Here is a 23,262-nt window from a genome sequence, read left to right as displayed (position 1 = left end):
TCAACGCAGGTTTCCGGCGTATCTGCTTGCCAGGGCGCCGATTTCGATGAGCCACAGCAGGGTGTCGCGGGCGGTTTCCTCGAACGGCCGGGCGATGATGCCGAGGTCCTCGGTGGTCGGCGACGTGTCGAAGCGGGTGTCCCGCTCGGCGAGCTCGACGGTCTCGACGTCCGCGGGGAGATGGACGCTGCCAGGCAACGCCTTGTTGAGCAGCTCCACGAAGCGACTGAAGGGCTTGGCCACGAAGAACGGCGTGGTCACGAACGGCAGCCACCGTCCGGTGATCTTGTGCAACGTGCCGTGCATCAGGTCTCCGGTGAGATGATGACCGGGCACCACATAGCGGCGCGGACCTTTACCCCGCACCATGCACGCGGCGACGACGTCGGCGGCGTCACGGACGTCGACGTAGTGGGCCCCACCTGTCGGCCACACGGGAAGCCAGCCCTTCACGATCCAGGTGAACAGCTCGACCTGCGTCCCCAGGTACGGGTCGTGCGGCCCCAACACGCCACCGGGATACACCGACACCACGGGCGCACCCGTCGACTGCAACGCCCGAATCTGTTCCTCTGATTCACGTTTCGACCTGGCGTACGGCCGGTCGACGTCACCCAGTGGCAGGTCGGGTCCGCCGCCGTCGCGACACGTGAGGGCCACCGTCGACGAGATGTGCACGATGGGGTCGAGACCGCGTTCCACCGCACCACCCACGACCAATTCCGTTGCGCGCAGATTGGTTCGGGTGATCTCGGCGGCTCGCCGCGCGTCGAGGCTGAACACGGCAGCCGCGTGCACGACGGCGTCCACACCGTCGAGTCCGGCGGCTACCACCTCAGGGTCCAGCACATCACCGACGACGATGTCGTGCACCGAAACACCCAGCGGTTCAAGAGATATCGGTACTTGCTCCGCCCGGCGAACCAGCATCCGCACATCGTGTCCGTCACGGATCAGCGCGGTTACGATATGCGCACCGACAAAGCCCGTCCCCCCGGTCACCAGAACCTTCATCTTCCGTCCTTCCCAGGGACTCGTCGGCCATTGTCGGTATGGCGCCGACCCTGCAATGGCCGCTGGGCCGCGTCGCCGCCCGCACCCTATCGCCGACCCGCGGCTATTCGCTGGAAAACCGGATCACGCTTCGGCGTCACTATCGGCACTGTCTCCGGTGACGACCTCTTTGAGCTTGTCGACCGCGTGCCGGCCGATGTCGACGGAGTTCTGGACAATCCCGGAAATACCTTCTGTTACATCACCTCTGATGATATCCGCAGCGTTGTCGACGATGTCCGACGCCTTCTCGACCGAATGCGCCGCAACGTCCCGCACCGCGTTGAACGAGTCCTTGGGGTTCAGTGGCATCGCGGTCTCCTCCGGTGGGCGGTTAGCCAAGACGGTAGACCTCGGTGCAAGAAGAAACTCCCGTATCCGAGAACGCGTCCACCACAACGTCGACGGTCTCCTCGGGCCGTACCTGATGTACCTGCGCCGGCTCTCCACTGACGACACTGAGCTTGTGTGTCACATCTTGGCGAAATTTGGCACACCAGTTCAGTCTCGTCGGTACTGGATGCCGGCTGTTGAACGCCTTGGCATCCAACGTGTTCCACTCAGGGATGCAGGATCAGCTTTCCGGTCATCCGGTGGCTTTCGCTGAGATCGACGGCTTTCTGCAAGCTGGTCAACGGCAGGTGTTGGGCGATGTTCACCGTGAGTTGTCCGGCCTCCGCGGCGGCCATCAGGGGCGCGAGTCGTTCGCGAGTCGGCCGCCCGAGGATCGTCCGTGCCTGAAACGGCGGGATGAGCGTGTACACGGCGTCGACCAGATTGTGCATCGACACCATGACGTAGCGGCCCTGCGCGGACAGCAGGGACAGGCACTTTCGGCGCGAGTAGGCGTCGGCGCAGTCGGCGACGATCTGGAACGGCCCGTACTGCCGGGCCTGTTCGAGGACATCACCGCGGGTGTAGTCCAGGGCGACGTCGGCGCCCAGCCCCTTGACCAGTTCAACGTTCTTCGTCGAACACACTCCGACGACGACGGCGCCTTCGTGTTTCGCGAGCTGAACGGTGAGCTGCCCCACCGCGCCAGAGGCGCCGAGTACGAGCACCCGGCGTTGCGCCGGCTCGACGCGACGGACGCGGCCGATGTCCACCACGGTGCGATGTGCCGTGACACCCGGAATGGCCAGTGCGACGGCGGTATCGAGGTCCACCGAGTCCGGGACATGACAGACCTGGTCGGTACGCACCACCGCGGCATCCGCGAAGCAGCCTCGCTGGCCGCGCGAGAAGTTCGTGCTGCCGACGACGCGGTCACCGGGCCGGAAGTCGTTCACCTTCGCGCCCACCGCGTCGACGGTTCCGGCGAAGTCGAGGCCCAGGACCACCGGCGGCTTGGGTCCGAGCAGCCTGCCGAGCAGCCGCATCGGCGGGGCGATGAGCATTTGGCAGTCCGCGGGGTTGAGTCCGATGCTCTGTACGCGCACCCGAACCTCACCCGGATGCGGTTCCGGCGTGGGGAGGTCGATCAGCTCGAGCGGTTCCCCGGTGTTCCAGCTACGTTGCGCCATCGCCTTCATGAGGTGAAACTCTATTCGGTCAGACGGGGCGATTGCCTCGATGTGCGCAGGAAGAGGGAGAACCTCATGAACGAGGCCAGATCGCCCCGCGAATCTCGGACGGCCCTGCGCTGATGGCGAATTCACCGGATTGGGACCTGGTCGGTCGGTCGAACTATGTCTCGTTCACGAGCTACCGCAAAGACGGCACCCCGGTGTCGTCGCCAGTCTGGATCGCCCCCGCCGACGGCAAGCTCTACTTCTTCTCGGAGGTCGGGGCCTACAAGGTCAGGCGGATCCGCCGCAATCCGTCGGTGATGCTGCAGCCCTGCGATGTTCGCGGAAAGCTCACGCCGGGTTCGCCGGTCGTCGAGGGTACGGCGCGCATCCTCGACTTCGCCGACAGTCCAAAGGTCCGGAAGGTCATGAACCGCAAGTACCGGCTCCTCGGGCCCCTCAGCGAGTTCGGCGTCTGGCTCACCCGCCGTCAGCAGAATTCGTTCGCCATCGAGATTTCGCCGCGCGCGTAGCCGCTCATCCGCACGAGGCTCACTTCTAGGATCGATTTACGATCGTCTGCTCCCCGATTCCCCATCCCCGGAGGCAAATAAGCATGTACGCGACAACTTTCAACGGCCACGGTGAGCCCGAGGTGATGGAGTGGGCCGAGGTCAACGACCTGCCCGCGCCTGGACCCGGTCAGGTCGCCATCGACGTGGTGGCGGCCGGTGTCAACCGCGCCGACGTCATGCAGCGCATGGGCTTCTATCCGCCGCCGCCGGGCGCCAGCGACATCCCGGGCCTCGAGGTCTCCGGTTACATCGCCGAAGTCGGTGCCGGAGTTCAGGATTGGGCACCCGGTGACGCGGTGTGTGCTCTGCTGGCCGGCGGTGGGTACGCCGAACGTGTCAACGTCGCCGCCAGCCACGTGCTACCCGTGCCTCAGGGCGTGAGCGTCACGGCCGCGGCGGCGCTGCCGGAAACCGCGGCCACCGTGTGGTCGAACGTGGTGATGACGGGTGGCCTGAAGAGCGGGCAGACGCTGCTGATCCACGGCGGCGGCAGCGGAATCGGCACGCACGCAATACAAGTGGGCCGCGCACTCGGCGCCAACGTGGCGGTGACGGCCGGCACGCAGTTCAAACTCGACGCCTGCCGCGAACTCGGCGCGCAGACGTTGATCAACTACCGCGACCAGGACTTCCCCGCGGTGGTCAACGCCGAATACTCCGGCGCCGATGTCATTCTCGACATCATGGGCGGCAGTTACCTCGGCAAGAACGTGGACGCCCTCGCCGAGAACGGCCACCTGACGATCATCGGGCTGCAAGGCGGGGCCGTCGCTGAACTGAATCTCGCTACGCTGCTGTTCAAACGAGGATCGGTGCATGTGACGAACCTGCGGCGCCGCCCCGAGGAAGGTCCCGGTTCCAAAGCCGAGATCATCGGCGCGCTGCGGCAGCAGCTGTGGCCACTGATCGACGCCGGTACCGTGGCGCCGGTCGTCGCGGCCGAGGTGCCGATCACCGACGCCCCCGAGGCACACCGGCTGCTCGACTCCGACAAGACCGTCGGAAAGGTGCTGCTGACCGTCCGGGATGCCGACTAGCGGCCCGAGAGCGCCAGCCATGAACCTCGATGCGCGAATCTTCCACGTCATCAACGATTTCGCTCGCAACACCCCGTGGCTGCATTCATTGATGGCCACATACGCCAACGACGGCGTGCTCCTTTTCGTCGCGTTGTTGACGAGCGGGTGGTGGGTTGCGCGCTCGAGCAAAAACCCGATGGCGATGACGGCTGTGCTATGGACGCCATTGGGCGTTTTGGCCGCTCTGCTCGTCTATGACCCGATCGCCGTGTCCGTCAATGAGACCCGTCCCTGCAACGCCTTACGTGACATCGTCGTCTTGCACTGCAATACCGACGGCGGGTTTCCCAGCATCCATGCCGTGATCGCGGCAGCTGTCGCAGCGGGGTTGTGGCTGGCGAACCGCTACCTCGGCATGGTGGCCGCCGCGGCAGCGGTTCTCATGGCGTTCGCGCGCGTCTACGTCGGCGCCCACTATCCGAGCGATGTCCTTGCCGGCTTGGTCCTCGGCGGCGTCGTCAGCTCGGCCGGATACTTCCTGTTCCGGCCGCTGCTGCGGCGGTTGCTCGACGTGATCGAAAGGACCCGGCTCCGCGGCCTCGTCACCGCGACACCTCGCGACCGGCGCATTCCATGACCGCCGGAGCACAACCCCGACCGACCCGATCGCGCCGGATGCGGTCGCCGACGATGCGTTCGACCAGTAGCGGGACAAATGCTTGAACGCGGGCGTCCGCGAACTGCGTCGCGGCCTCCCGACACCAGCCCAGGATCTCCATGTCGCGCGCACTATCGTTGCGCCCCTCGCGACGGGCCAGTTTCCCGGCGACCTCGTCGACCCAACCTGCCGCCGAACGGCCGGACCGGGTCGGCTCGTGCAGGACCTGGGTCACGGCTGCCCCACCATCAACGGCTCGATCGAACTCTGTTGGCAGGCAACTCCATTGCCAGCCGATGCGCGGGGGCAGGGCCGGACGAACAACAGGGTGCAGTCCGAGCCTTTCAAGGTTTTGCGCATTTCGTGGCCGGTCAGTTCCGCAACCAGTTCCCGGTCGTCTCCCGGCACGATGACCAGCTGGTCGATGCACGCACTCTGCCGCAGCAAGTTGCTCAGATGCCCCGGCATCGCCAGGGTGACCGACTCGAGGTGGCTGTTGTCCGCGGCCCTCAGGTACCGCTCCAGGGCGGCGTGCACCGGATGTCTGGCATCCAGCGGCGCACCCGAATGCGACCAGGGCTCCAACATCAGAATCGGTGCATCACGCCATGCCGAATCAGCCTCGGCTGCGGCCAACACGGCCGTGGCCGAGGCTGATTCGTCCAGGACGGCCACGATCCACTTGCGATGGTCGAACTCGCGGTGTTTACGCCGGATGATCGCGACCGAGCCTGGCGCGCTCCGGGCCACCTCGACAGCCGTCGAGCCGCGCGGAGCATCCGGCGCATCGTGCGTTCCGCGGTCGCCGACGCAGACCACCGCTGCGCGCCGGGACTCTTCGGCAAGGCATTCAATCGGACTGCCCGAGAGAATCTCCGTCTCGAGCTTGACGTCGATGTGCGTGTCGGTCACCGCTTTCCATGCCTTGTGCAATGCGTGCTGCGCGCGGTCGATGCTCTCCTGACGATCCGCAGCTTCCGAGTCGATGACGTAGACCAGCCGCAACGTGGTGTCCCGGCTCGCCGCCTCGAGTGCAGCCCAGCGCGCAGCGTGCAGCGCATGTTTGGAACCGTCGATGCCGACCACGACCGGGTCGACCGGGGCTTGGATGTTCATCGGAAGTCCTTGTGCCGTAGTTGTCGTGCAGCTCTCCGATGACATCTGACCTCGCCGCACGAGCCGGGCATAGTGTCGAAGGTCCTTCGAGAGGCCCCAAAGTGCTCTGTCGAGCAGGCTGTGGCTGACCCGACGGCCAACGGCTGCGGTACTGATGACTTCCGACCCTGGGCCAAGCGTCCAGACCGTAGCAGTCTTCGAGTTGCACCCTCGATGCTGCCGAGAAGGACGCGTCATGACGAAAACCACCATTGCCCTTGCGGAAATCGAACGAGCGGTACTTCTGGCCTGCAGAGCGCCATCGATCCACAACAGCCAGCCGTGGAAATGGGTTCTCGAATCCGCCACGCTGAAGCTGTATCTCGATACCGACTGGCTGGTGACTACCGACGGTTCCGGGCGCCAGGCACTGTTGAGTTGCGGCGCAGCATTGGATCATCTCCGGGTGGCGATGGCCGCGGCCGGCTGGACCACCACGGTCGATCGTTTTCCCGATCCGGAGAACCACCGGCTCCTCGCCGACATCAACTTCCAGCCGGCCGGCAGCGTCACTCCGGCGCAACGACAGGCAGCAGACGCGATACTGTGCCGACGCACCGACCGGCTTCCGTTCGGCGCCGTGGATGACCAGCCGGCACTGATCGAACTGCTGCGGCTTGCAGTGGGCAATCGCCCGGCCCGGATGGACGTCCTGGCTGCCCAACAGCGAACTCAACTGGCCGAGGCCTCGCATCTCACCGACGCGCTACGCATGTATGACGCCGCGTATCACGCCGAATTGGACTGGTGGACTTCACCTTTTGACAGCACGACCGGCATCCCACACAGTGCACTGGTGTCGGCCCCAGAGAGTGACCGGGTGGACATCGGACGCACGTTCCCGGTGACCCATGGTCGCGAACGGCGTCAGCACGCCGGCGACGATCAGGCCACCGTGGTGGTGATCTCCGCGCTCGGCGATACCCGCGAGGGCGTCCTGACGTGTGGCGAGACGTTGTCGGCAGTGCTGCTGGAGGCCACCGTCGCGGGCCTGGCCAGTTGCACGCTCACCCATCTAACGGAACACCCGGCGGCCCGCGACATCATCAGTACGCTCACCGGCCACCCTCTGCCCCAGGTGTTGGTCCGTATCGGCACTGCTCCAGCCCTGGAGGATGTCCCGCCACCGACACCGCGACGCCAGTTGGCGGACGTCTTCCGCTTCCGGCCACATCGCCCTGATGACCGGAATTGAGGGCGGAGCGCTGGATTTGCGTCTGGCGGCACCCCACTTCTGCGTCAGTCGGGCCGTTCCACACAACGCGGCCGCAAGCGCGATACCGGTTGCCAGCTGCTTCTTCATGTCGTCGACGATGGCAGGCCGCCAGAGCCGTGCACTAGGGCACATGGGCCCACGGTTGCGGCCGAGCGACCTGACCCGAGAGGTCACTGTGACAGGTCACTAGGGACCAATGGCTCTGCCGCGGACGAGGTCACCGCACCTACCGTCGACGAATACTCAGCTCGGTGATGTCAGGAGGGTGCGGAGATGTACAAGTCAGCTTCACCGTCGCCGGCCGTCGTGGTCGGCATCGACGGCTCGCGATGGTCGGTCGACGCTGCCTTGTGGGCGGTAGATGAAGCCGTCAGTCGCGATGTGCCCCTGCGCCTGCTCTACGTCGTCGAGCCACGCGGCCACGGTGATGTCGATCCTCAGCAGGAAGCCCAAGATCTGGCGTGCGCCGATGTTTCCGTGCGGCGCGCGTTGGTCGCCATCGAATCCACCGAGAAGCCGGTCAAGGTGGAATGGGAAGTACTGCAGGGGCATCCCTCTCGGGTCCTGCTGGACGCCAGTCGATCTGCTGACCTGCTGTGTCTCGGCTCGCTCGGCATCGCGCATGCGACGGGATACCGGCTCGGTTCCACCTCGGCCACATTGGCCACTTCCGCGCCGTGTCCGGTGGCGATCGTTCGCAGCGGGAACCATCACGGGACGATGGGGCCCCGCCACGTCGTCGTCGAAGTCGATGAAAGCCCGGACAGCGCCGCCGTTCTCGAGGCCGGGATCAGCGAAGCCCGGCTGCGCGGAGCGCCCCTGACGGTGCTCGCAACGCGGCCGACCACACTGTCGGACGGTCGCGACAAAGTACCGGACGAAAGCGTGCGGGCGCGCCTCGAGAAACGTCTCGCCCGGCACCGCCTGTCCAACCCGGACGTCGAGTTCAATCCTGTCGCAATCCGTGGTTCGACGATGAATTACCTTGATCGGCAGTCTGATTCGATTCAACTGCTGGTGATCGGCAGGCATCGGCGGCCTGGGATGGGCGAGATCGTGGGCACGGCGCGCTCGTCCTCGCCCCAGGTGAACTGCACGGCGCTGATTTGCCAGAATAATCAGCGCTTGTAGCCGAAGCCTGGCCTATCGTCATGAGCAGGACGTCAACGTTTACCAGCACGCCGCCGGCGTGCAGAAGGGCACGCGAATGGTCACAGTATTCCTCGTCGATGACCATGAAGTCGTGCGCCGCGGACTCATCGACCTGCTGAGTGCGGACCCGGATCTGGAAGTCATCGGCGAGGCTGGAACCGTGGCGCACGCCATGGCCCAGATTCCTGCGCTCAGGCCCGATGTCGCCGTCCTCGATGTGCGTCTGCCGGACGGCAACGGCATCGAACTGTGCCGCGATCTGCTGTCGCGCCTACCCGACCTACGGTGCCTGATGTTGACGTCGTTCACCTCTGACGAGGCCATGCTCGACGCGGTCCTGGCCGGCGCGAGCGGCTATGTCATCAAGGACATCAAAGGCATGGAACTCGCCGAGGCGATCAAGGCCGTGGGCGCCGGACGGTCCCTGCTGGACAACCGTGCCGCCGCGGCGTTGATGGCGAAGCTCCGCAATGAAGCCGAGCGATCGGACCCGCTTTCGGGGCTGACCGATCAGGAACGGGTGCTGCTGGATCTGCTCGGCGAAGGATTGACCAACAAGCAGATCGCCGCACGAATGTTCCTGGCGGAGAAGACGGTCAAGAACTACGTGTCGCGTCTGCTCGCCAAGCTGGGTATGGAACGACGGACGCAGGCCGCGGTGTTCGTGTCGAAGCTGGACCGGCCGCGGCGCTCTGACGACTGATATGCCGCCGGCGTCAAATTCCTGGCGCGCGACTGCCGCGATGGCAGAATCACCGATGTGAGACGTCAAGACAGCAGCGCTGAGCATCCGCTGCGAGCGCCGCTATCGGGACTACGGCTGCGTGAACTTCTCAGTGAAGTTCAGGACCGCGTCGAACAGATCATCGAGGGCCGTGACCGGCTCGACGGTCTGGTCGAGGCGATGCTCACCGTCACGTCCGGGCTCGAACTGGACGAGACACTGCGCACCATCGTGCGCACCGCGATCGAGCTGATCGACGCACGGTACGGCGCCCTCGGGGTCCGGGGCACGGATCACGAGCTCGTCGAATTCGTCTACGAGGGCATCGACGAGCAGACCCGTTGCAAGATCGGCCCGCTGCCCCAAGGGCGCGGCGTGCTGGGCGTCCTGATCGACGAACCGAAACCCATTCGGCTGGAAGACATTCGCACCCACCCTGCTTCGGTGGGCTTTCCCGAGCACCACCCTCCCATGCGAACGTTCCTCGGTGTGCCGGTGCGCATCCGCGACGAAGTCTTCGGCAACCTGTATCTGACCGAGAAGGCGTCCGGACAGCCATTCAGCGAAGACGACGAAGTGCTCGCACAGGCCCTGGCCGCGGCGGCCGGCATCGCCATCGACAACGCCCGGCTCTACCGTCAGTCGCAGCAACGCCAGGCCTGGATCGAGGCCACCCGCGATATCGGTACCGCCCTGTTGTCCGGCACCGAACCGTCGCTGGTGTTCCGCCAGATCGCAGAGGAGGCACGTTCGCTGACGGACGCGGACGCGACGCTGATCGCGGTTCCCGAGGACGACGATGCGCCGACCAGCGAGATCACCGAACTCCAGGTGATCGACGTCGTCGGCGATGCCCGCGCATCAGCGCTGGAGGCGCCGGCGGCCGGCGGACCCATCGGCCGGGCTTTTCACGATCGAACGCCCTCGATCTGCCGGGCAGCGGAGCTACCTGAGGCGATAGCGGCCGACGTGGCGTCAGCACTGGTGCTGCCACTGCGCACCACCGAGAGTGTCATCGGAGTCCTGGTCGTGCTGCGGAATGCGGGCCGCCAGGAATTCACCGCGGATCAGCTGGACACGATGGCAGCGTTCGCCGACCAGGCCGCACTCGCCTGGCAGCTTGCCGCCAGCCAGCGTCAGAAGCGTGAGCTGGCTGTACTGGCCGATCGCGACCGCATCGCCCGCGACTTGCACGACCACGTCATCCAGCGGCTGTTCGCGGTTGGTCTGACGCTCCAGGGCGCGATCCCGCGCGCCAAGTCCAGCGATGTGCAGCGCCGCATCACCGACTGCGTCGACGACCTCCAGGAAGTGATCACCGAAATCCGCACCGCGATCTTCGATCTGCACGGCAGCACCGCCTCCACCACCCGGTTACGACAGCGACTCGATGCCGCTGTCGCCTCTTTCTCCAGCCACGAACTGCACACCACGGTCCGCTACGACGGCCCGCTCTCGGTCATCGAGCCCGACTTGGCCGATCACGCCGAGGCCGTCGTCCGCGAAGCGGTGAGCAACGCGGTCCGTCATGGCAAGGCCAGCGCAGTCGGCGTCACCGTCAACGTCGACAACGATTTGCGTATCGAGGTCAGCGACAACGGCCAGGGATTGCCCGAAGGCATCACCGAAAGTGGCTTGGCGAACCTTCGCCGACGGGCGCAAGAAACCGGCGGTGACATGACCGTCGAACCCGGCGTCGACGGTGGCACCGTCCTGCGGTGGTGGGCGCCGCTGCCCTGACGGGGCGACTCGGGATGAGGGTCCAATGTCTTTGGCTACCAATGGCGATAGACACGCTTCCGCCGGCATGTGGTCTGGGAGAGAACTCTTCAGCAAGTGACGTAGTGCTCTGTCGATCGTGCCCGATCACCTGCAGGATCGTTGTATGAGAAACGAGCAGTGTGCGCGATCTGAATCGCACCGCGTCGACCTCGATCACAGGTCCAGTGAGGTGAATCAGATGCCCGAGACGTTCCCCGACCATCAGACGATTTGCGCGGCCATGGCGCTGGCAACGCGTGCTCCTTCGGTGCACAACACGCAACCGTGGCGGTGGCGGATCGGCGCCAACAGTGTGCACTTGTACGCCGAATCGTCACTGCACCTGATTCACACCGACCCCGACGGCCGCGACCTGCTGATCAGTTGTGGTGCGGCGCTGCACCACGCGACCGTGGCCTTCCACGCGCTGGGCTGGCAGGCGACCGTGCGCAGGTTCCCCAACCCGGCCGAGCCTGATCATCTTGCCGCGATCGAATTGACACCCTGCGTCCCAGAGCAGGCCGATATCGCTCTCGCCGCGGCGATTCCGCGGCGCCGAACCGACCGGCGGTACTACAGCGGCTGGCCCGTCCCGCTCGGGGACATCGCTCTGATGACCGCCCGCGCGGCGCGCCTCGGCATCGGCCTGCGCCGGGTAAAACTCAACGAAGTCCTCACAAGCGCACTGCGGCAGGCGGTTTCACAACATGTGCATGATCTGGACTACCTCACCGAACTGACAGTCTGGAGCGGGCGCTACGCATCGGTCGCCGGAGTACCTGCTCGTAGTACACCCACTCCCGACCACAGCGCCGCCCTCCCCGGCCGCATCTTCGCCGGACCCGTGCTCGGCCAGGCCGCAGGCACGACGGCGACCGATGACAACGGTTCGCTGTTGGCGCTCGGCACCTCGACCGACGCTCCGATTGATCGGCTGCGGGCGGGCGAGGCAACCAGCGCAGTCCTGCTCACCGCCACCGCACAGGGACTGTCCACCTGCCCCGTCACGGAGGCACTGGAAAATCCAGCGTGCCGCGCCATCGTCCGGTCGGACGTTTTCGGCGACGGACTGTTCCCGCAGATGCTCATCCGCGTCGGCTGGGCACCCCTCAACGCAGACCCTCTGCCCGCGACGCCGCGCCGCGCGCTGACGGACGTCGTTTCCCTTCTGCACGACGAGGATCCGGTGCCGGGTTCACGTGCCGGCGACGACGCGGTGCCGGATCGATGATCCGGCACCGGTCCGATCAGCGACCCGCGCCTCGATTCGATGAAATGGAGTTCGCATCGTGAACGCAACACCGCACATTCAGCACCGAACCCGGATGTTCGCTCGGGTACTCGGGCCGTACCTCGTCATCGCGGCCGCCTCGCTCGTCACGCGGGCCGACTACGTCAGGACACTGATGCACACGTTCGGTGACAACTCTGTATGGCCCTGGATCACAGGCGCATTCGTTTTACCGATGGGACTGGTCGTCGTCACACTGCACCCCTATTGGCACGGCGCTGCCGCCGCCACCGTATCGGTGCTGGGATGGTTGACTGTGCTCAAGGGCGTGGCGTTGATGCTGTTCCCCGGGGCGTACCTGGCGACGGGACACGACGTTCTGGCCGCCGCACCGTGGTGGCAGGCCGTCGTGATCGTCACCGGGCTGGCCGGGCTGTATCTCACCGCGGTCGGGTGGTCCCCAGATCGACGATCAGCCCCATCCGTCACCGTGTCCGCCGACTCCTGATGAGCTCCAACGGCATTCGACTCGCCCGGCAACGTCAGATCGGTACGACGTCCTGATTTCCGGAGTCGACGTCATTCAGTTCACGCGCGATCAATGCCATCAGCGTGCGGAGGTCGTTGTTCGCGCGGTACAGATAGACCGAGGCCATCTCGATGTCTGCGACGTCCTGACTCCGAATGCCGGTCAGGCACTCGCTGAATCCGGAGCCGAAATCCTCGAGAGTCTGCCGCAGGGCGGTGGTCAGTGTCGCTTCCGGGCTCGGCAATAACGTCTGTAGCTGAGGCAGGACCATCTGGCCGGCTTCGCAGGCCCGCTGAATTCCCACCATGTCAGACTTGGCAGCCGCGGTGGCGATGTTGTCCCGCTGAATCAGTAGCGCGTCCAGCGGTGATTCAAGTTGCGCAAGCCACGCGTGCAGTTGTTGCGATGTGGGCGGCGCCTGTTGTTGTGCCGTAGCAACTTTCGCCGGCGCCACCGCGTCATCCGGCAGCACCAGGCGGACCAGCGAGAAGCCGCCGAACATCCAACCGATGAGCGTCGCCGCCACGATCAGGACAGCGGTGATCAGAGCGAGAAACCGCCCTTGGGAAGCACTTTCCAGACCTTCTGACGACGGGACGTCCTCATCGGTGGATACGGCCATCGGGAAATCCTCCCTATGAATCACGACTTCAGCGGGCAGCCCATCGATGGTGCGCCACTGGGCTGAGGCCCACACGGGCCAAAAGTCCTCTGGCAGACAGCCGGAAGGCCACAGGCCCGGTCACGGCGGGTGCAGCAGGTGCCGAAGGTCCCTACGACCGCGGTCCATCAGCTCTGCCCGTGAACTGCCGGTAGGCGCAACATCATTCGCGAACACCGCACCATTGGCAGGCCGGCCCGTAAAGGACACCGATGAACGACAACCAGCTCACCGCTCTCGATGCCGGTTTCCTGCAGGCTGAGGATTCCGACAGCCATGCCAATCTTGCTGTCGCAGTGCTGGCGATCATGGAAGGCCCGGCGCCGGACTTCGCCGAACTCCAGACTGTGCTCGACGAGCGGTCGGCCACCCTCCCCCGCTGCCGGCAGGTGTTGCATTCGTATCCGCTCGACCTCAGCGCTCCAGAATGGGTGCCGGCGCACAATTTCGATATCACTCACCACGTTCGCAGGCTCACCGTGACGGCTCCGGGAGATGACCCGGCGGTTCATCGCGCAGTGGCGGAATTGATGGAGCGCCGGCTCGATCGGTCGCGTCCCCTGTGGGAAGCCTGGATGCTGGACGGCCTGGCCGATGGCCGTTGGGCGATCGTGGTGAAGCTGCACCACTGCATCGCCGACGGCGTCGCGGCGACAGCGATGCTCGCCGGCATCTGCGACAACCAGTGGGCAGCGCGCGATGAAATCCCCTGCCTCCCTTCGGGGTCAGGTCGGCAATCGCTGCGTGGTTTCAATCCGATCACGCTCGGCACCGATGCGTGGCGGATGGTGAGATCGACCGCGCGCAGTGGGGTGCGCATGGCATTCGGAGCTGCTCAACTCGTGGCCGGCGTGCTCACCACATCGAATCAACCCCTCAATGGGCAGCTCAGCGACATGCGCCGGTTCAGCGCGGTCGAGGTCTCGTTACAGGACGTCCAGATGGTCGCCAAGCGGTTCGGCGTCACGGTCAACGATGTGGCCCTGGCAGCCATCACCGACGGTTTCCGGTCAGCGATGCTGCAGCATGATATGGAACCTTCGGCCGGACCGATCCGCACCGTGGTGCCGGTCTCCGTTCGTCCGGCCGAACTACTCCACGTGCCCGACAACCGGGTTTCCGTGCTGCTGCCGGACCTCCCCGTCGATCGGCCCGATCCGCTCGAACAGCTCCGGCTGGTCCACAAGAGGCTGACAACGGCGAAAGGCAGTGGGCAGCGCCAAGCCGGCTCTCTGGTGGTCGCCGCGGCCAACCTCATTCCGTTTCCGATCATGGCGTCGGCCGTACGGCTACTGGGCCGGCTTCCGCAACACGGCGTCGTTGCCGTGACGACGAACGTCCCGGGCCCGAGCCGGCGAATGCGCTTGATGGGTCGGCAGATCGCTGCGCTCGTGCCGGTGCCCCCGATTGCGATGGGCATGCGCACGGGCATCGCCATCATGAGCTACGCCGACCGCCTGACATTCGGCGTCATCGGCGACTACGACGCCGAGCTCGTCGCGGACGACCTCGCCCGCGGCATCGAGCACGGGCTCGCTCACCTGGTAACTGTCGCATCGGCTGCGACGCACACCCGCCGGCTGGGCAACCTCATGTTGCTCAGCGGCTAGAACCACCATTACCCGCTGCCGCACAACAACTTTGCGCCCAGCCTGACAGCACAGGAGTGAACCATGATCGATCAACAATGGGACTCGGACAATTCGATTCTCACCATTCATCCGAAATCCCCGTTGAGTACCGACGATTTTGCCGCCCTCACCCAAACTGTCGACCCGAAGATCGCGCAGGGCGGCGACCTTGCCGGCCTCATCATCGATGCTCCGCATTTTCCGGGATGGGACAGTTTCGGGGCGATGGTGACGCACCTGCGATTTGTCCATGACCATCACCAACACGTGAAAAAGATTGCCATCGTCACTGATTCGCCGATCGCGGGCGTTGCACAGCACCTGGTGTCCCACTTCATCGCGGCGGAGATACGCAAGTTTCCCGCGGCTCAGGTCGAGGACGCCACGGCGTGGATCACCGGTGGCGGTCAATCTGAGGACCCTAGACCCTAGTCGCCTAAGCCCCCTGAGCGCACAGTCGTCATATGACGAGGACACATATCGCCGCAGCTGCGGCGGGCGGTGCGGTACTGCTGTACGCGGCACGCCGGTACTACCGCAATTGGGGTACGACGAAGGAAGAATACAGAAGACAACTGCCGGGCGACGAGCTCGTGGGGTCACCGGCGCTGCAGTCGACCGAGGGTGTGTTGATCGACGCACCGGTGCGTGTGGTCTGGCCCTGGCTGATGCAACTCGGCGAAGACCGCGCCGGTTTCTATACCTATGCGGGGCTTGAGGGCCTGCTCAGTCGCGACTACCACGGCGACCATGCCATCCGCCCGGAATGGCAGCGACTCGAACCCGGCGACCCGATACGCCTGGCACCGCCAGGCTGGCTCGGCCGGAGCGACGGTGTCCTGCTGCGTGTTGCGAGCGTCGTCGACAAGCGGTCGATCGTGCTGCGTGGGACGCCACCGGAATTCCCGTGGGACGCGGTGTGGTCATTCCATCTCGAACCCCATTGGGATGACCAATGCCGCCTGCTCGTGCGCACCAGGGCGGGACTCCGCCACCCTGGCCAAGTCTTCGTCACCGAAGCGGCCGGTCCGGTGGTATCGCTGACCGTGCGCGGAATGCTGCTCGGGATCAAGGAGCGGGCCGAGGCGACGCATGTGGCCGCCCGCACCCCGGAACCCGCGGCCTGACCAGGCTTCTCGAGATCAGGCCGAGAGTCTGGGGTCTACGCTCAGCCCGGCGCGGTCCTACATCAGTCATTCATCGGCACCCAACGCCAGTCCGTGACCTCGGGCAGATCCTCACCGTGCGTCCGGATCCATTCACGGTGGCGATCATGAGCCGCAACCATGTCTGCGCGCAGTGCGCGTACCGCGGGACCATCGAGTCCGGGCATCAGGTCGATGGCGTCGATCACCAGCTGGAAGCGGTCCATCTTGTTCAGCACCAGCATGTCGAAAGGCGTTGTCGTCGAACCCTCTTCCAGATATCCGCGCACATGCATGTTCCGGTGATTGCTTCGGCGGTAGGTCAACCGGTGAATCAGCGACGGGTAGCCGTGGTAGGCGAAGATCACGGGTCGGTCGGTGGTGAACAACGTGTCGTACTCCGCATCGGTCATGCCGTGCGGATGTTGGGAGTCGGATTGCAGCCGGAACAGGTCGACGACGTTGACGACGCGGATCTTTATCTCCGGCAGGTGCTCTCGCAGTATCGACGCGGCAGCCAGCACCTCGATGGTGGGCACGTCGCCGCCACAGGCCAGCACCACATCAGGTTCTGAACCCCTGTCGGTGCTGGCCCACTCGAAGATGTCCGCGCCGCGTGCGCAGTGCACCGCAGCTTGCTCCGCGGTGAGCCATACCGGGGCGTCGTTCTTCCCGGCGACGATCACGTTGATGTAGTTCCGGCTGGCGAGGCAGTGCGCCGCTACCGACAGCAGCGTGTTGGCGTCCGGCGGCAAGTAGATGCGGGCGATATCGGCGCGCTTGTTGGCAACATGGTCGATGAAACCCGGATCCTGGTGCGAGAAGCCGTTGTGGTCCTGGCGCCACACGTGTGACGTGATCAGGTAGTTCAGGGACGCGATCGGTGCTCGCCACGGTAGTTCGCGACTCGCCTTGAGCCACTTGGCATGCTGGTTCACCATCGAATCGACGACGTGGGCGAAGGCCTCATAGCTGTTGAGCAGACCATGCCGCCCGGTCAGCAGATAGCCTTCGAGCCAGCCCTGGCACATATGCTCCGACAGGACTTCGAGCACGCGCCCGTCGCGAGCCAGATGCTCGTCGCTCGGCAGAACTGCTGAGTTCCACTGCTTGTCAGTGACGTCGTACACTGCACCGAGCCGATTCGACGCCGTCTCATCAGGTCCGAACAGTCTGAAATTGCGGTAACAGGCGTTACGCACCATCACTTCGCGGAGATACTGCCCGAGCACCCTGGTCGGCTCTGCGGTGGTGTCCCCCGGTTTGACGGTTGACACAGCGAATTCCTTGGCACCGGGCAGATGCAGTGGCGTGAGCAGCAGGCCGCCGTTGGCATTCGGGTTCAGTCCCATCTGGTAGTCGGGTGACGGAACATTGTCGGTCACCAGCGCTGTGGGGCAACCCATTTCGTCGAACAGCTCATCGGGGCGATATGAGTCCAGCCAATCGATGAACTGTCGACGATGTTCCGGATCAGTCCGCACATCGGCGATGGGCACCTGATGGGCGCGCCACGTGCCCTCCACGGGCAGACCGTCGACCCACTGCGGTCCGGTCCAGCCTTTCGGTGTTCGCAACACGATCATGGGCCACTGCGGGCGCGCTGCTGGGGATGCGGCGGCACGCGCGGCAGTCTGGATTTCGTCGATCATCGCCACGACGCGATCCATCGCCGCGGCCATGTCCTGATGCAACTGTTGCGGATCGTCACCGCTGACGTAGACCGGATAGTGTCCGTATCCCCGTAGCAGACAATCGAGTTCGGCGTCGGTGATCCGCGCCAGGACCGTCGGATTGGCGATCTTGTACCCGTTGAGGTGCAGGATGGGCAGCACCGCACCGTCGGTCGCCGGGTTGATGAACTTGTTGGAATGCCAGCTGGCAGCGAGCGGGCCGGTTTCGGCTTCACCGTCACCGACCACACACGCCACCAACAGGTTCGGATTATCGAGCGCAGCACCGTAGGCGTGTGCCAATGAGTAACCCAGCTCGCCGCCCTCATGAATGGAGCCCGGGACCTCGGGTGCCACATGACTGGGCACGCCACCTGGAAAGGAGAATTCGCGGAACAATGTCGCCATGCCGTCAGCGTCGCGCGCAATATCAGGACGCGTCCGACTGTAGCTGCCCTCAAGCCACGCATTTGCGAACAATGCCGGCCCGCCGTGCCCCGGGCCGATCACATACATCGCGTCGAGATCATGGTCGATGATGGCGCGATTCAAGTGCGCGTAGATGAAGTTCAGCCCGGGCGAAGTTCCCCAGTGCCCCAATGGGCGGGGCTTGATGTGTTTGCGTTCCAAAGGCGTTCGCAGCAGCGGGTTGTCCATCAGGTAGATCTGGCCGGCGGTGAGATAGTTGGCAGCCCGCCAGTACGCGTCCACCGATCGCAACCGCTCCGGTGCCAAGGGCTCACGCACCTCGCGAGTTGCGCTCGTCATCGGGTGGACTCGCGAGCATGCGGCCGAGCAACGAGTACCGGGCAATTCGCCTGGTGAATCAGTTTGTGGCTGGTGGAACCGAGCAGCAGTCCGGTGGCGTCGCCACGACCATGACTTCCCGTGACAACCAGCTGGGCGCGCTGAGCATGGCTCAGCAGGACGTGCCCAGGATTGCCGATTGCGGCGACGCGGCGGACCGCCACCTCGGGGAATTTCTCCTGCCACCCAGCCAGTCGCTCAGCCAGCAGCATCTCCTGCTGCTCCTCACGCGCCTGGCCGGTCAGGTCATTCCAGGGACCTTGGGCATCGTAGAAATGCGCCGGCAAGTAGCCCCAGACCAGGACCGCGGTCAGTCCTGTCCCGCGCATGGCGGCTTCCTCGAACGCCCAGCCAATCGCGTCCTCACTGTCCGGAGCCCCACTGATCCCGACCACAACCGGACCTGTCACCGGTACCCCCGGCGCGCGGACCACGACCACCGGGCTGTGCCCGTGCGCGGTAAGCGCCACGGCCACCGAGCCGGCCAACAGGCCGGTGAACGCGTTCAGTCCACTTGAACCCACGACGGTCAGAAATGCGCCCTTCGACAGGTCGATCAACACCCGCGCTGGACGGCCCGCCTTTCTGGTCAACGTCACCTCCAGCTCAGGGTCCAACGTCTGGACCCGATCCAGGGCCTCGTCAAGGAAACGCTGGCCGGTGGTCTCCAGATACTTGAAGAAGCTCTCCGAGGCCCCCGGATTGAACCCCATCGCAAAACTCTCGAAGTCGACGGCGTGCGCCAACCGGAGTGGAAGGTTGCGCAACTGCGCTTCGTTGACGGCCCAGGTCAGGGCGATCAGCGATGAGCTCGATCCGTCGATGCCGACCAAAATGTAAGGGCGGGGCGATAATTCGGTCACAATATCCTCCGATGGCTCTGACTGTCCGATGCCCACGACGGTACGAGCGCGGCTCCTCTGCTGCTATGGCCGAAAGTCACTCGTTGAGTGATCACTCGCCACTGCTCGGGAACCTTCGATCCGTGGTGACTCATGCGCCGCCCCAAAGGCCTTTGTGCCCTCGACCCCGGCTACGTACCTGGGTGAGGATTCGCTGACACATCTACGGTTCCGCACGCCGAGAAAAACCACGACGGAACACGCGAAAAGCGCAGGGAGACACGATGATCGAAATCCACAGTGGTGACTCTGTCGTGGTCGGCATCGATGGTTCGACAGCTGCCGTGTACGCCGCCCACTGGGCGGTCGCCGAAGCCGTCGCCCGAGATGTCCCGCTGCGGCTGGTGAGTTGCGTACAAGGACCGCAACGCTCGGATCGAATGGTCATCGAATACGCCAGGACCTCCCTGCGTGCGGCTCACGCCGCCATCGACGACACCGCCGCGCACGTCAAGGTCGAGACCGCCGTCGTAGTCGGGGACCCGACGGCAACTTTGATCAGCGAGTCCCGCCACGCCGCGATGGTGTGCGTCGGCTCCGTCGGGATCGGCCGTTTCGCAAAAGCGCTGCTGGGATCCACCGCCGCGGGCGTGGCTGAGAGCGCAGCGTGTCCGGCGGCAGTGGTCCGCAGTTACGCACCGCACCGGCGGTCGCCGGCGGGGTCGATCGTCGTCGAGGTCAATGACTGGGAAGAGAACCACGATGTGTTCGCCGCGGCGGTCGCCGAAGCGCAACTGCGTGGACGGCCCGTTGTGGCGGTCGGCGTCTGTCCGCCCGAGACCGGAATGAGCGGCCGCCAGGAGCTGCTGCGCCGTTGTGCGGTGTGGCAGAACCTCTACCCCGACGTGTACATCACGGCGGTACCCATCACGACGAGTTTCGTCCGGTTCCTGCAGACGACGTCCGAACCGATCAGCCTCGTCGTTGTCGGTGCCCGCGAGGCTGCCAAGCTCGTCAAAATTATTGGCTCACACGCCGACGCGAACTCCGACAACCCCTCTGTGCTCGTCGCACGGGCCTGAAATACCTGAGGTGCAGGTGGCCGCGAACGGCCACCTGCACCTCAGCAACGATCTGACTATCGGGCCTGCGGCCGGGCAACCAGCACCGGGCACTCGGCATGCTGAACCAGCCGGTGACTCGTCGACCCGAGGAACCACCCGGCCACGTTTCCATGTCCACGGGTTCCGGTGACGATCAACTGCGCACGCTGCGCATAGCCCAGTAGGACGTGTCCCGGGTGGCCGGCCGCGACCACGCGGCGGACCAGAACTTCGGGGAACTTCTCCTGCCACCCGGCCAACCGTTCCGCCAGCAGCATCGCCTGCTGGTCCTCACGGGCCGGCCCCGGCAGCTCTTCCCACGTGGGTTCAACATAGTCGAAATAGGCTGGGACATAACTCGATACCAGAACGGCGAGCAGTTTCGCACCGCGCAGCGATGCCTCCTGGAAGGCCCAGCCGATCGCCTCCTCACTGTCGGGGGCACCGCTGACGCCGACGACGACGGGTCCCCCGGCATGTTGGCCCGGCGCGCGCACCACGACAACGGGGCTGTGGCCGTGCGCGGTCAGCGACACCGCCACCGACCCGGCGAGCAGCCCGGTGAATCCGTGCAGTCCACTGGACCCGACAACGGTGAGGAACGCGTCCTTCGACTGTTCCTCGAGCAGCTGTGCCGGACGACCGACGAGGTTGTGGATGGACACCTCCACCTCGGGCGCGAGCGCCTGCACCCGCTCCCTGGCTTCGTTGAGGAAGTTCTGCCCCGACGTCTCCACGAACTTGAAGAAGCTCTCGGACGCGCCCGGGTTGAATCCCATCACGAAGTTGCCGTAATCGACGGCATGGACCAGCCGCAGCGGCAGGTTACGCAACTGCGCCTCGCCGATAGCCCACAGCAACGCCTCCAGCGACGATCTTGATCCGTCGATGCCGACCAAAATGTATGGGCGAGGAGATAATTCGGTCATGATGTCCGCTCCAGACGAAGGTGCAAATCCCGACACCTTCAACGGTACGGGCGTCGACTGCCCGGTGCTATGGCCAAAAGTCACTCGCCGGCCGAGCCCAGGACTAAGGCTTCGCGCCGAGGCGCGTTTCCGGTGACTACTCGGTGTCGCCGACCGCTTCGAGGCGCTCACCCACCCGCGCGAGCGCCTCGTCGAACACATCGACCTTCTCGCCACGCTTTTCGTTGGCAGGCTGCGCGGCGCCCCGGCCACCCTCGGATTCCACCCGAGCCGCGCCCTGCCGCCGCAACAGGCTGAAGTTCTTCTCCCGCGCTTGCCGAAGCCTGCGCTGCAGTTCCTTGAGTGCTTTCGAATCCATCCTGGCCAACGCCTCGGGATGACTCTCGGCGATCAGCTCGTTTTCCTGTGGGGTGAGGTTCACGTGATTGGTCATGACTGATTCATACCCGCGACAGCGATAACGGCCGGCCGAATCACTCGACCGCGCGCCCCTGGCGCGGCATAATTCTTTATTGACATGACTGCAACCATCGACGCCCGCGACGTCGGCACGCTGCCGCTCGCGCCGAAGAATCCGCTGCCGTTACGGCAGTTGTTCGCCACCCGGCAACTGCACACCGGGCTGGTTCTGCTGAGCGAAGCCGGCGGGCCCGTCAGTCGCATCGCCGTCGTACCCAAGCGCGTCGCGCCGCCCATCGTGCTCGTCACGTCTCCGGCCGGGATCCGCGACGTGCTGGGCCGCACCGACAACCTCGCCGAGCGCTCCACGATCCACGAAGAAGTGCGCAACGTGGTCGGCGACAATCTGTTCGTCCTGCCCAACAAGGCCTGGCCGCCGCGCCGGCGCGCGCTGCAGCCGGTGTTCACCAAGCAGCACGTCGACCGCTTCGGCGGACACATGTCCCAGGCCGCGCAGGCGAGCGCCGACCGCTGGCGCGACGCTCGTGACGTCGACCTCGACATCGAATGCCGCCGACTCGCGATGCGGTCCCTCGGCTACTCGATTCTCGGTCTCGACATCAACGAGCACAGCAACACCATCGCCGAGAACATGCACGTGGCCTCGCGCTACACGGCTGATCGCGCGCTGCGACCGGTCAAGGCGCCGCAGTGGCTCCCGACGCTGGGACGCCGTCGGGCGCGCGCCGCGGTCGCCCGGATGCGCAAGATGACCATGGCGGTCCTGCAGGACTGCCGCGCGAACCCCGACCGCGATGCGCCGCTGGTCAAGGCGCTGCTGGCGGCCTCGGACCCCGACACCGGCCAGAAGCTCTCCGACGACGACATCTGCAACGACCTGCTCATCTTCATGCTGGCGGGCCACGACACGACGGCGACGACGCTGACGTACGCCTTGTGGCAACTCGGGCGTAATCCCGAGATGCAGGACCGGGTCGCGGCCGAGGTCGCCGCGATCGGCGATCGGGAGCTGACACCCGACGACGTTTCCCGGCTCACCTACACCGCCCAGGTGCTCAACGAGTCGCTGCGGCTGTGCCCGCCGGCGGCGGGTGTCGGCCGGACGGCGATGCAGGACATCGTGGTGGACGGCCACCGCGTCGAAGCCGGCAGCATCGTGGCCATCGGCATCAGTGCCGTGCACCGGGACCCGACGTTGTGGGACCACCCGCTGGCCTTCGACCCCGACCGGTTCAGCCCGGACAACGCCAAGACCCGTGACCGGTGGCAGTTCATCCCGTTCGCCGCGGGTCCGCGGTCCTGCATCGGTGAACACTTCGCGATGCTGGTGACGACGCTGGCGCTGGCCACCATCGTGCGGTCCAACCGCATCGAGTCGTTGCACGACGACTTCCCCCTCGAATCGCCGTACACGACCGTGGCGAAAGGCCCCATCCCGGTTCGGGTCGCCGCGCGGGTGTGACGCCGGCG

At 65.3% G+C, this 23,262-nt stretch carries 24 protein-coding genes; 14 read left to right on the top strand and 10 right to left on the bottom strand.

Features of this window, described 5'->3' with window-relative positions; all coding sequences use genetic code 11:
* From H289_RS0107195 to H289_RS0107185, 3 genes are all read right to left on the bottom strand, one after another.
* The gene (locus H289_RS0107195) at nucleotides 1-1,014 is read right to left on the bottom strand and encodes an NAD-dependent epimerase/dehydratase family protein (RefSeq protein ID WP_020100089.1); all 1,014 of its coding nucleotides are present in this window, start codon (nucleotides 1,012-1,014) and stop codon (nucleotides 1-3) included.
* Between the two features lie 123 nt (nucleotides 1,015-1,137).
* Entirely contained in the window at nucleotides 1,138-1,365 is a 228-nt protein-coding gene (locus tag H289_RS0107190; RefSeq protein ID WP_020100088.1) for an Rv1893 family protein, read from the bottom strand.
* 248 nt (nucleotides 1,366-1,613) lie between these two features.
* Nucleotides 1,614-2,585: an NAD(P)-dependent alcohol dehydrogenase gene (locus H289_RS0107185; RefSeq protein WP_020100087.1), complete on the bottom strand. Its 972-nt coding sequence runs from the start codon at nucleotides 2,583-2,585 to the stop codon at nucleotides 1,614-1,616.
* 113 nt (nucleotides 2,586-2,698) lie between these two features.
* Here H289_RS0107185 and H289_RS0107180 point away from each other — a divergent pair, with 113 nt between their 5' ends.
* The 3 genes from H289_RS0107180 (at nucleotide 2,699) to H289_RS0107170 (ending at nucleotide 4,792) form a co-directional block, all read left to right on the top strand.
* Nucleotides 2,699-3,094, top strand: a complete 396-nt coding sequence (locus tag H289_RS0107180; RefSeq protein WP_020100086.1) for a PPOX class F420-dependent oxidoreductase — start codon at nucleotides 2,699-2,701, stop codon at nucleotides 3,092-3,094.
* A gap of 83 nt (nucleotides 3,095-3,177) precedes the next feature.
* Nucleotides 3,178-4,173, top strand: coding sequence for an NAD(P)H-quinone oxidoreductase (locus tag H289_RS0107175; RefSeq protein ID WP_020100085.1), 996 nt, complete (start codon nucleotides 3,178-3,180; stop codon nucleotides 4,171-4,173).
* Between the two features lie 19 nt (nucleotides 4,174-4,192).
* The gene (locus H289_RS0107170) at nucleotides 4,193-4,792 is read left to right on the top strand and encodes a phosphatase PAP2 family protein (protein WP_020100084.1); all 600 of its coding nucleotides are present in this window, start codon (nucleotides 4,193-4,195) and stop codon (nucleotides 4,790-4,792) included.
* Here H289_RS0107170 and H289_RS29975 read toward each other — a convergent pair.
* Nucleotides 4,758-5,048 carry a three-helix bundle dimerization domain-containing protein gene (locus H289_RS29975; RefSeq protein WP_020100083.1) on the bottom strand — a complete coding sequence of 97 codons (291 nt, stop codon included), beginning with the start codon at nucleotides 5,046-5,048 and terminating at the stop codon, nucleotides 4,758-4,760. The two genes, H289_RS0107170 and H289_RS29975, sit on opposite strands and share 35 nt — an antisense overlap.
* Nucleotides 5,045-5,899, bottom strand: coding sequence for a universal stress protein (locus H289_RS29970; protein ID WP_231387969.1), 855 nt, complete (start codon nucleotides 5,897-5,899; stop codon nucleotides 5,045-5,047). Before H289_RS29970 ends, H289_RS29975 begins: the two co-directional genes overlap by 4 nt.
* Nucleotides 5,900-6,164: 265 nt before the next feature.
* On the opposite strand from H289_RS29970, the gene H289_RS0107155 reads away from it, so the two are divergent.
* The 6 genes from H289_RS0107155 to H289_RS0107130 all read left to right on the top strand — a co-directional run bounded on the left by H289_RS0107155 (nucleotide 6,165) and on the right by H289_RS0107130 (nucleotide 12,560).
* The gene (locus H289_RS0107155) at nucleotides 6,165-7,163 is read left to right on the top strand and encodes an Acg family FMN-binding oxidoreductase (RefSeq protein ID WP_020100081.1); all 999 of its coding nucleotides are present in this window, start codon (nucleotides 6,165-6,167) and stop codon (nucleotides 7,161-7,163) included.
* 294 nt (nucleotides 7,164-7,457) lie between these two features.
* Nucleotides 7,458-8,315, top strand: a complete 858-nt coding sequence (locus tag H289_RS0107150; protein WP_020100080.1) for a universal stress protein — start codon at nucleotides 7,458-7,460, stop codon at nucleotides 8,313-8,315.
* Nucleotides 8,316-8,391: 76 nt separating this feature from the next.
* Nucleotides 8,392-9,039 (top strand): hypoxia response regulator transcription factor DosR/DevR, encoded by a 648-nt coding sequence (gene dosR / locus H289_RS0107145; protein WP_029104893.1) that lies wholly within the window; start codon nucleotides 8,392-8,394, stop codon nucleotides 9,037-9,039.
* A gap of 48 nt (nucleotides 9,040-9,087) precedes the next feature.
* Nucleotides 9,088-10,800 carry a GAF domain-containing sensor histidine kinase gene (locus H289_RS0107140; protein ID WP_051128419.1) on the top strand — a complete coding sequence of 571 codons (1,713 nt, stop codon included), beginning with the start codon at nucleotides 9,088-9,090 and terminating at the stop codon, nucleotides 10,798-10,800.
* 220 nt (nucleotides 10,801-11,020) lie between these two features.
* Nucleotides 11,021-12,052 (top strand): Acg family FMN-binding oxidoreductase, encoded by a 1,032-nt coding sequence (locus tag H289_RS29965; protein ID WP_036420335.1) that lies wholly within the window; start codon nucleotides 11,021-11,023, stop codon nucleotides 12,050-12,052.
* A 94-nt stretch (nucleotides 12,053-12,146) separates the two neighbouring features.
* Nucleotides 12,147-12,560, top strand: a complete 414-nt coding sequence (locus tag H289_RS0107130) for a hypothetical protein (RefSeq protein ID WP_051128431.1) — start codon at nucleotides 12,147-12,149, stop codon at nucleotides 12,558-12,560.
* A 34-nt stretch (nucleotides 12,561-12,594) separates the two neighbouring features.
* On the opposite strand, the gene H289_RS0107125 is transcribed toward H289_RS0107130, so the two are convergent.
* Nucleotides 12,595-13,203: a hypothetical protein gene (locus H289_RS0107125; protein ID WP_020100075.1), complete on the bottom strand. Its 609-nt coding sequence runs from the start codon at nucleotides 13,201-13,203 to the stop codon at nucleotides 12,595-12,597.
* Between the two features lie 251 nt (nucleotides 13,204-13,454).
* Here H289_RS0107125 and H289_RS0107120 point away from each other — a divergent pair, with 251 nt between their 5' ends.
* The 3 genes from H289_RS0107120 (at nucleotide 13,455) to H289_RS0107110 (ending at nucleotide 16,000) form a co-directional block, all read left to right on the top strand.
* Complete coding sequence (locus tag H289_RS0107120; RefSeq protein ID WP_020100074.1) at nucleotides 13,455-14,852, top strand: wax ester/triacylglycerol synthase family O-acyltransferase; 1,398 nt, start codon at nucleotides 13,455-13,457, stop codon at nucleotides 14,850-14,852.
* Nucleotides 14,853-14,915: 63 nt separating this feature from the next.
* On the top strand, nucleotides 14,916-15,305 hold the full coding sequence (locus H289_RS0107115; protein ID WP_020100073.1) for a SpoIIAA family protein: 390 nt from the start codon (nucleotides 14,916-14,918) through the stop codon (nucleotides 15,303-15,305).
* Between the two features lie 32 nt (nucleotides 15,306-15,337).
* Nucleotides 15,338-16,000, top strand: coding sequence for a hypothetical protein (locus H289_RS0107110; RefSeq protein WP_020100072.1), 663 nt, complete (start codon nucleotides 15,338-15,340; stop codon nucleotides 15,998-16,000).
* A 62-nt stretch (nucleotides 16,001-16,062) separates the two neighbouring features.
* Here H289_RS0107110 and H289_RS0107105 read toward each other — a convergent pair whose 3' ends face one another.
* Nucleotides 16,063-18,459 (bottom strand): phosphoketolase family protein, encoded by a 2,397-nt coding sequence (locus H289_RS0107105; RefSeq protein WP_036420305.1) that lies wholly within the window; start codon nucleotides 18,457-18,459, stop codon nucleotides 16,063-16,065.
* The gene (locus H289_RS0107100) at nucleotides 18,456-19,361 is read right to left on the bottom strand and encodes a universal stress protein (RefSeq protein ID WP_029104890.1); all 906 of its coding nucleotides are present in this window, start codon (nucleotides 19,359-19,361) and stop codon (nucleotides 18,456-18,458) included. Before H289_RS0107100 ends, H289_RS0107105 begins: the two co-directional genes overlap by 4 nt.
* Nucleotides 19,362-19,624: 263 nt before the next feature.
* Here H289_RS0107100 and H289_RS0107095 point away from each other — a divergent pair, with 263 nt between their 5' ends.
* Nucleotides 19,625-20,422, top strand: a complete 798-nt coding sequence (locus H289_RS0107095) for a universal stress protein (protein WP_029104889.1) — start codon at nucleotides 19,625-19,627, stop codon at nucleotides 20,420-20,422.
* A gap of 56 nt (nucleotides 20,423-20,478) precedes the next feature.
* Here H289_RS0107095 and H289_RS0107090 read toward each other — a convergent pair whose 3' ends face one another.
* Both H289_RS0107090 and H289_RS0107085 read right to left on the bottom strand, forming a co-directional pair.
* Nucleotides 20,479-21,372, bottom strand: a complete 894-nt coding sequence (locus H289_RS0107090) for a universal stress protein (RefSeq protein ID WP_029104888.1) — start codon at nucleotides 21,370-21,372, stop codon at nucleotides 20,479-20,481.
* A 136-nt stretch (nucleotides 21,373-21,508) separates the two neighbouring features.
* Nucleotides 21,509-21,805, bottom strand: coding sequence for a hypothetical protein (locus H289_RS0107085; RefSeq protein ID WP_020100067.1), 297 nt, complete (start codon nucleotides 21,803-21,805; stop codon nucleotides 21,509-21,511).
* 84 nt (nucleotides 21,806-21,889) lie between these two features.
* On the opposite strand from H289_RS0107085, the gene H289_RS0107080 reads away from it, so the two are divergent.
* Nucleotides 21,890-23,254 carry a cytochrome P450 gene (locus H289_RS0107080; protein ID WP_020100066.1) on the top strand — a complete coding sequence of 455 codons (1,365 nt, stop codon included), beginning with the start codon at nucleotides 21,890-21,892 and terminating at the stop codon, nucleotides 23,252-23,254.
* The last annotated feature ends 8 nt before the right edge of the window (nucleotides 23,255-23,262 follow it).

It is taken from the genome of Mycobacterium sp. 360MFTsu5.1 (assembly GCF_000383495.1).
Taxonomy (GTDB): domain Bacteria; phylum Actinomycetota; class Actinomycetes; order Mycobacteriales; family Mycobacteriaceae; genus Mycobacterium; species Mycobacterium mucogenicum_B.
The sequence above is the reverse complement of the archived record's forward strand: the minus strand, read 5'-3'. Positions and strand labels throughout refer to the sequence as shown.

Excerpts from the sequence above, each read along its gene's own strand:
- H289_RS0107195 (WP_020100089.1), bottom strand. The coding sequence starts at position 1,014 with ATGAAGGTTCTGGTGACCGGGGGGACGGGCTTTGTCGGTGCGCATATC.
- H289_RS0107190 (WP_020100088.1), bottom strand. The coding sequence starts at position 1,365 with ATGCCACTGAACCCCAAGGACTCGTTCAACGCGGTGCGGGACGTTGCG.
- H289_RS0107185 (WP_020100087.1), bottom strand. The coding sequence starts at position 2,585 with ATGAAGGCGATGGCGCAACGTAGCTGGAACACCGGGGAACCGCTCGAG.
- H289_RS0107180 (WP_020100086.1), top strand. The coding sequence starts at position 2,699 with ATGGCGAATTCACCGGATTGGGACCTGGTCGGTCGGTCGAACTATGTC.
- H289_RS0107175 (WP_020100085.1), top strand. The coding sequence starts at position 3,178 with ATGTACGCGACAACTTTCAACGGCCACGGTGAGCCCGAGGTGATGGAG.
- H289_RS0107170 (WP_020100084.1), top strand. The coding sequence starts at position 4,193 with ATGAACCTCGATGCGCGAATCTTCCACGTCATCAACGATTTCGCTCGC.
- H289_RS0107155 (WP_020100081.1), top strand. The coding sequence starts at position 6,165 with ATGACGAAAACCACCATTGCCCTTGCGGAAATCGAACGAGCGGTACTT.
- H289_RS0107150 (WP_020100080.1), top strand. The coding sequence starts at position 7,458 with ATGTACAAGTCAGCTTCACCGTCGCCGGCCGTCGTGGTCGGCATCGAC.
- dosR (WP_029104893.1), top strand. The coding sequence starts at position 8,392 with ATGGTCACAGTATTCCTCGTCGATGACCATGAAGTCGTGCGCCGCGGA.
- H289_RS29965 (WP_036420335.1), top strand. The coding sequence starts at position 11,021 with ATGCCCGAGACGTTCCCCGACCATCAGACGATTTGCGCGGCCATGGCG.
- H289_RS0107130 (WP_051128431.1), top strand. The coding sequence starts at position 12,147 with ATGTTCGCTCGGGTACTCGGGCCGTACCTCGTCATCGCGGCCGCCTCG.
- H289_RS0107125 (WP_020100075.1), bottom strand. The coding sequence starts at position 13,203 with ATGGCCGTATCCACCGATGAGGACGTCCCGTCGTCAGAAGGTCTGGAA.
- H289_RS0107120 (WP_020100074.1), top strand. The coding sequence starts at position 13,455 with ATGAACGACAACCAGCTCACCGCTCTCGATGCCGGTTTCCTGCAGGCT.
- H289_RS0107115 (WP_020100073.1), top strand. The coding sequence starts at position 14,916 with ATGATCGATCAACAATGGGACTCGGACAATTCGATTCTCACCATTCAT.
- H289_RS0107110 (WP_020100072.1), top strand. The coding sequence starts at position 15,338 with ATGACGAGGACACATATCGCCGCAGCTGCGGCGGGCGGTGCGGTACTG.
- H289_RS0107105 (WP_036420305.1), bottom strand. The coding sequence starts at position 18,459 with ATGACGAGCGCAACTCGCGAGGTGCGTGAGCCCTTGGCACCGGAGCGG.
- H289_RS0107095 (WP_029104889.1), top strand. The coding sequence starts at position 19,625 with ATGATCGAAATCCACAGTGGTGACTCTGTCGTGGTCGGCATCGATGGT.
- H289_RS0107090 (WP_029104888.1), bottom strand. The coding sequence starts at position 21,372 with ATGACCGAATTATCTCCTCGCCCATACATTTTGGTCGGCATCGACGGA.
- H289_RS0107085 (WP_020100067.1), bottom strand. The coding sequence starts at position 21,805 with ATGACCAATCACGTGAACCTCACCCCACAGGAAAACGAGCTGATCGCC.
- H289_RS0107080 (WP_020100066.1), top strand. The coding sequence starts at position 21,890 with ATGACTGCAACCATCGACGCCCGCGACGTCGGCACGCTGCCGCTCGCG.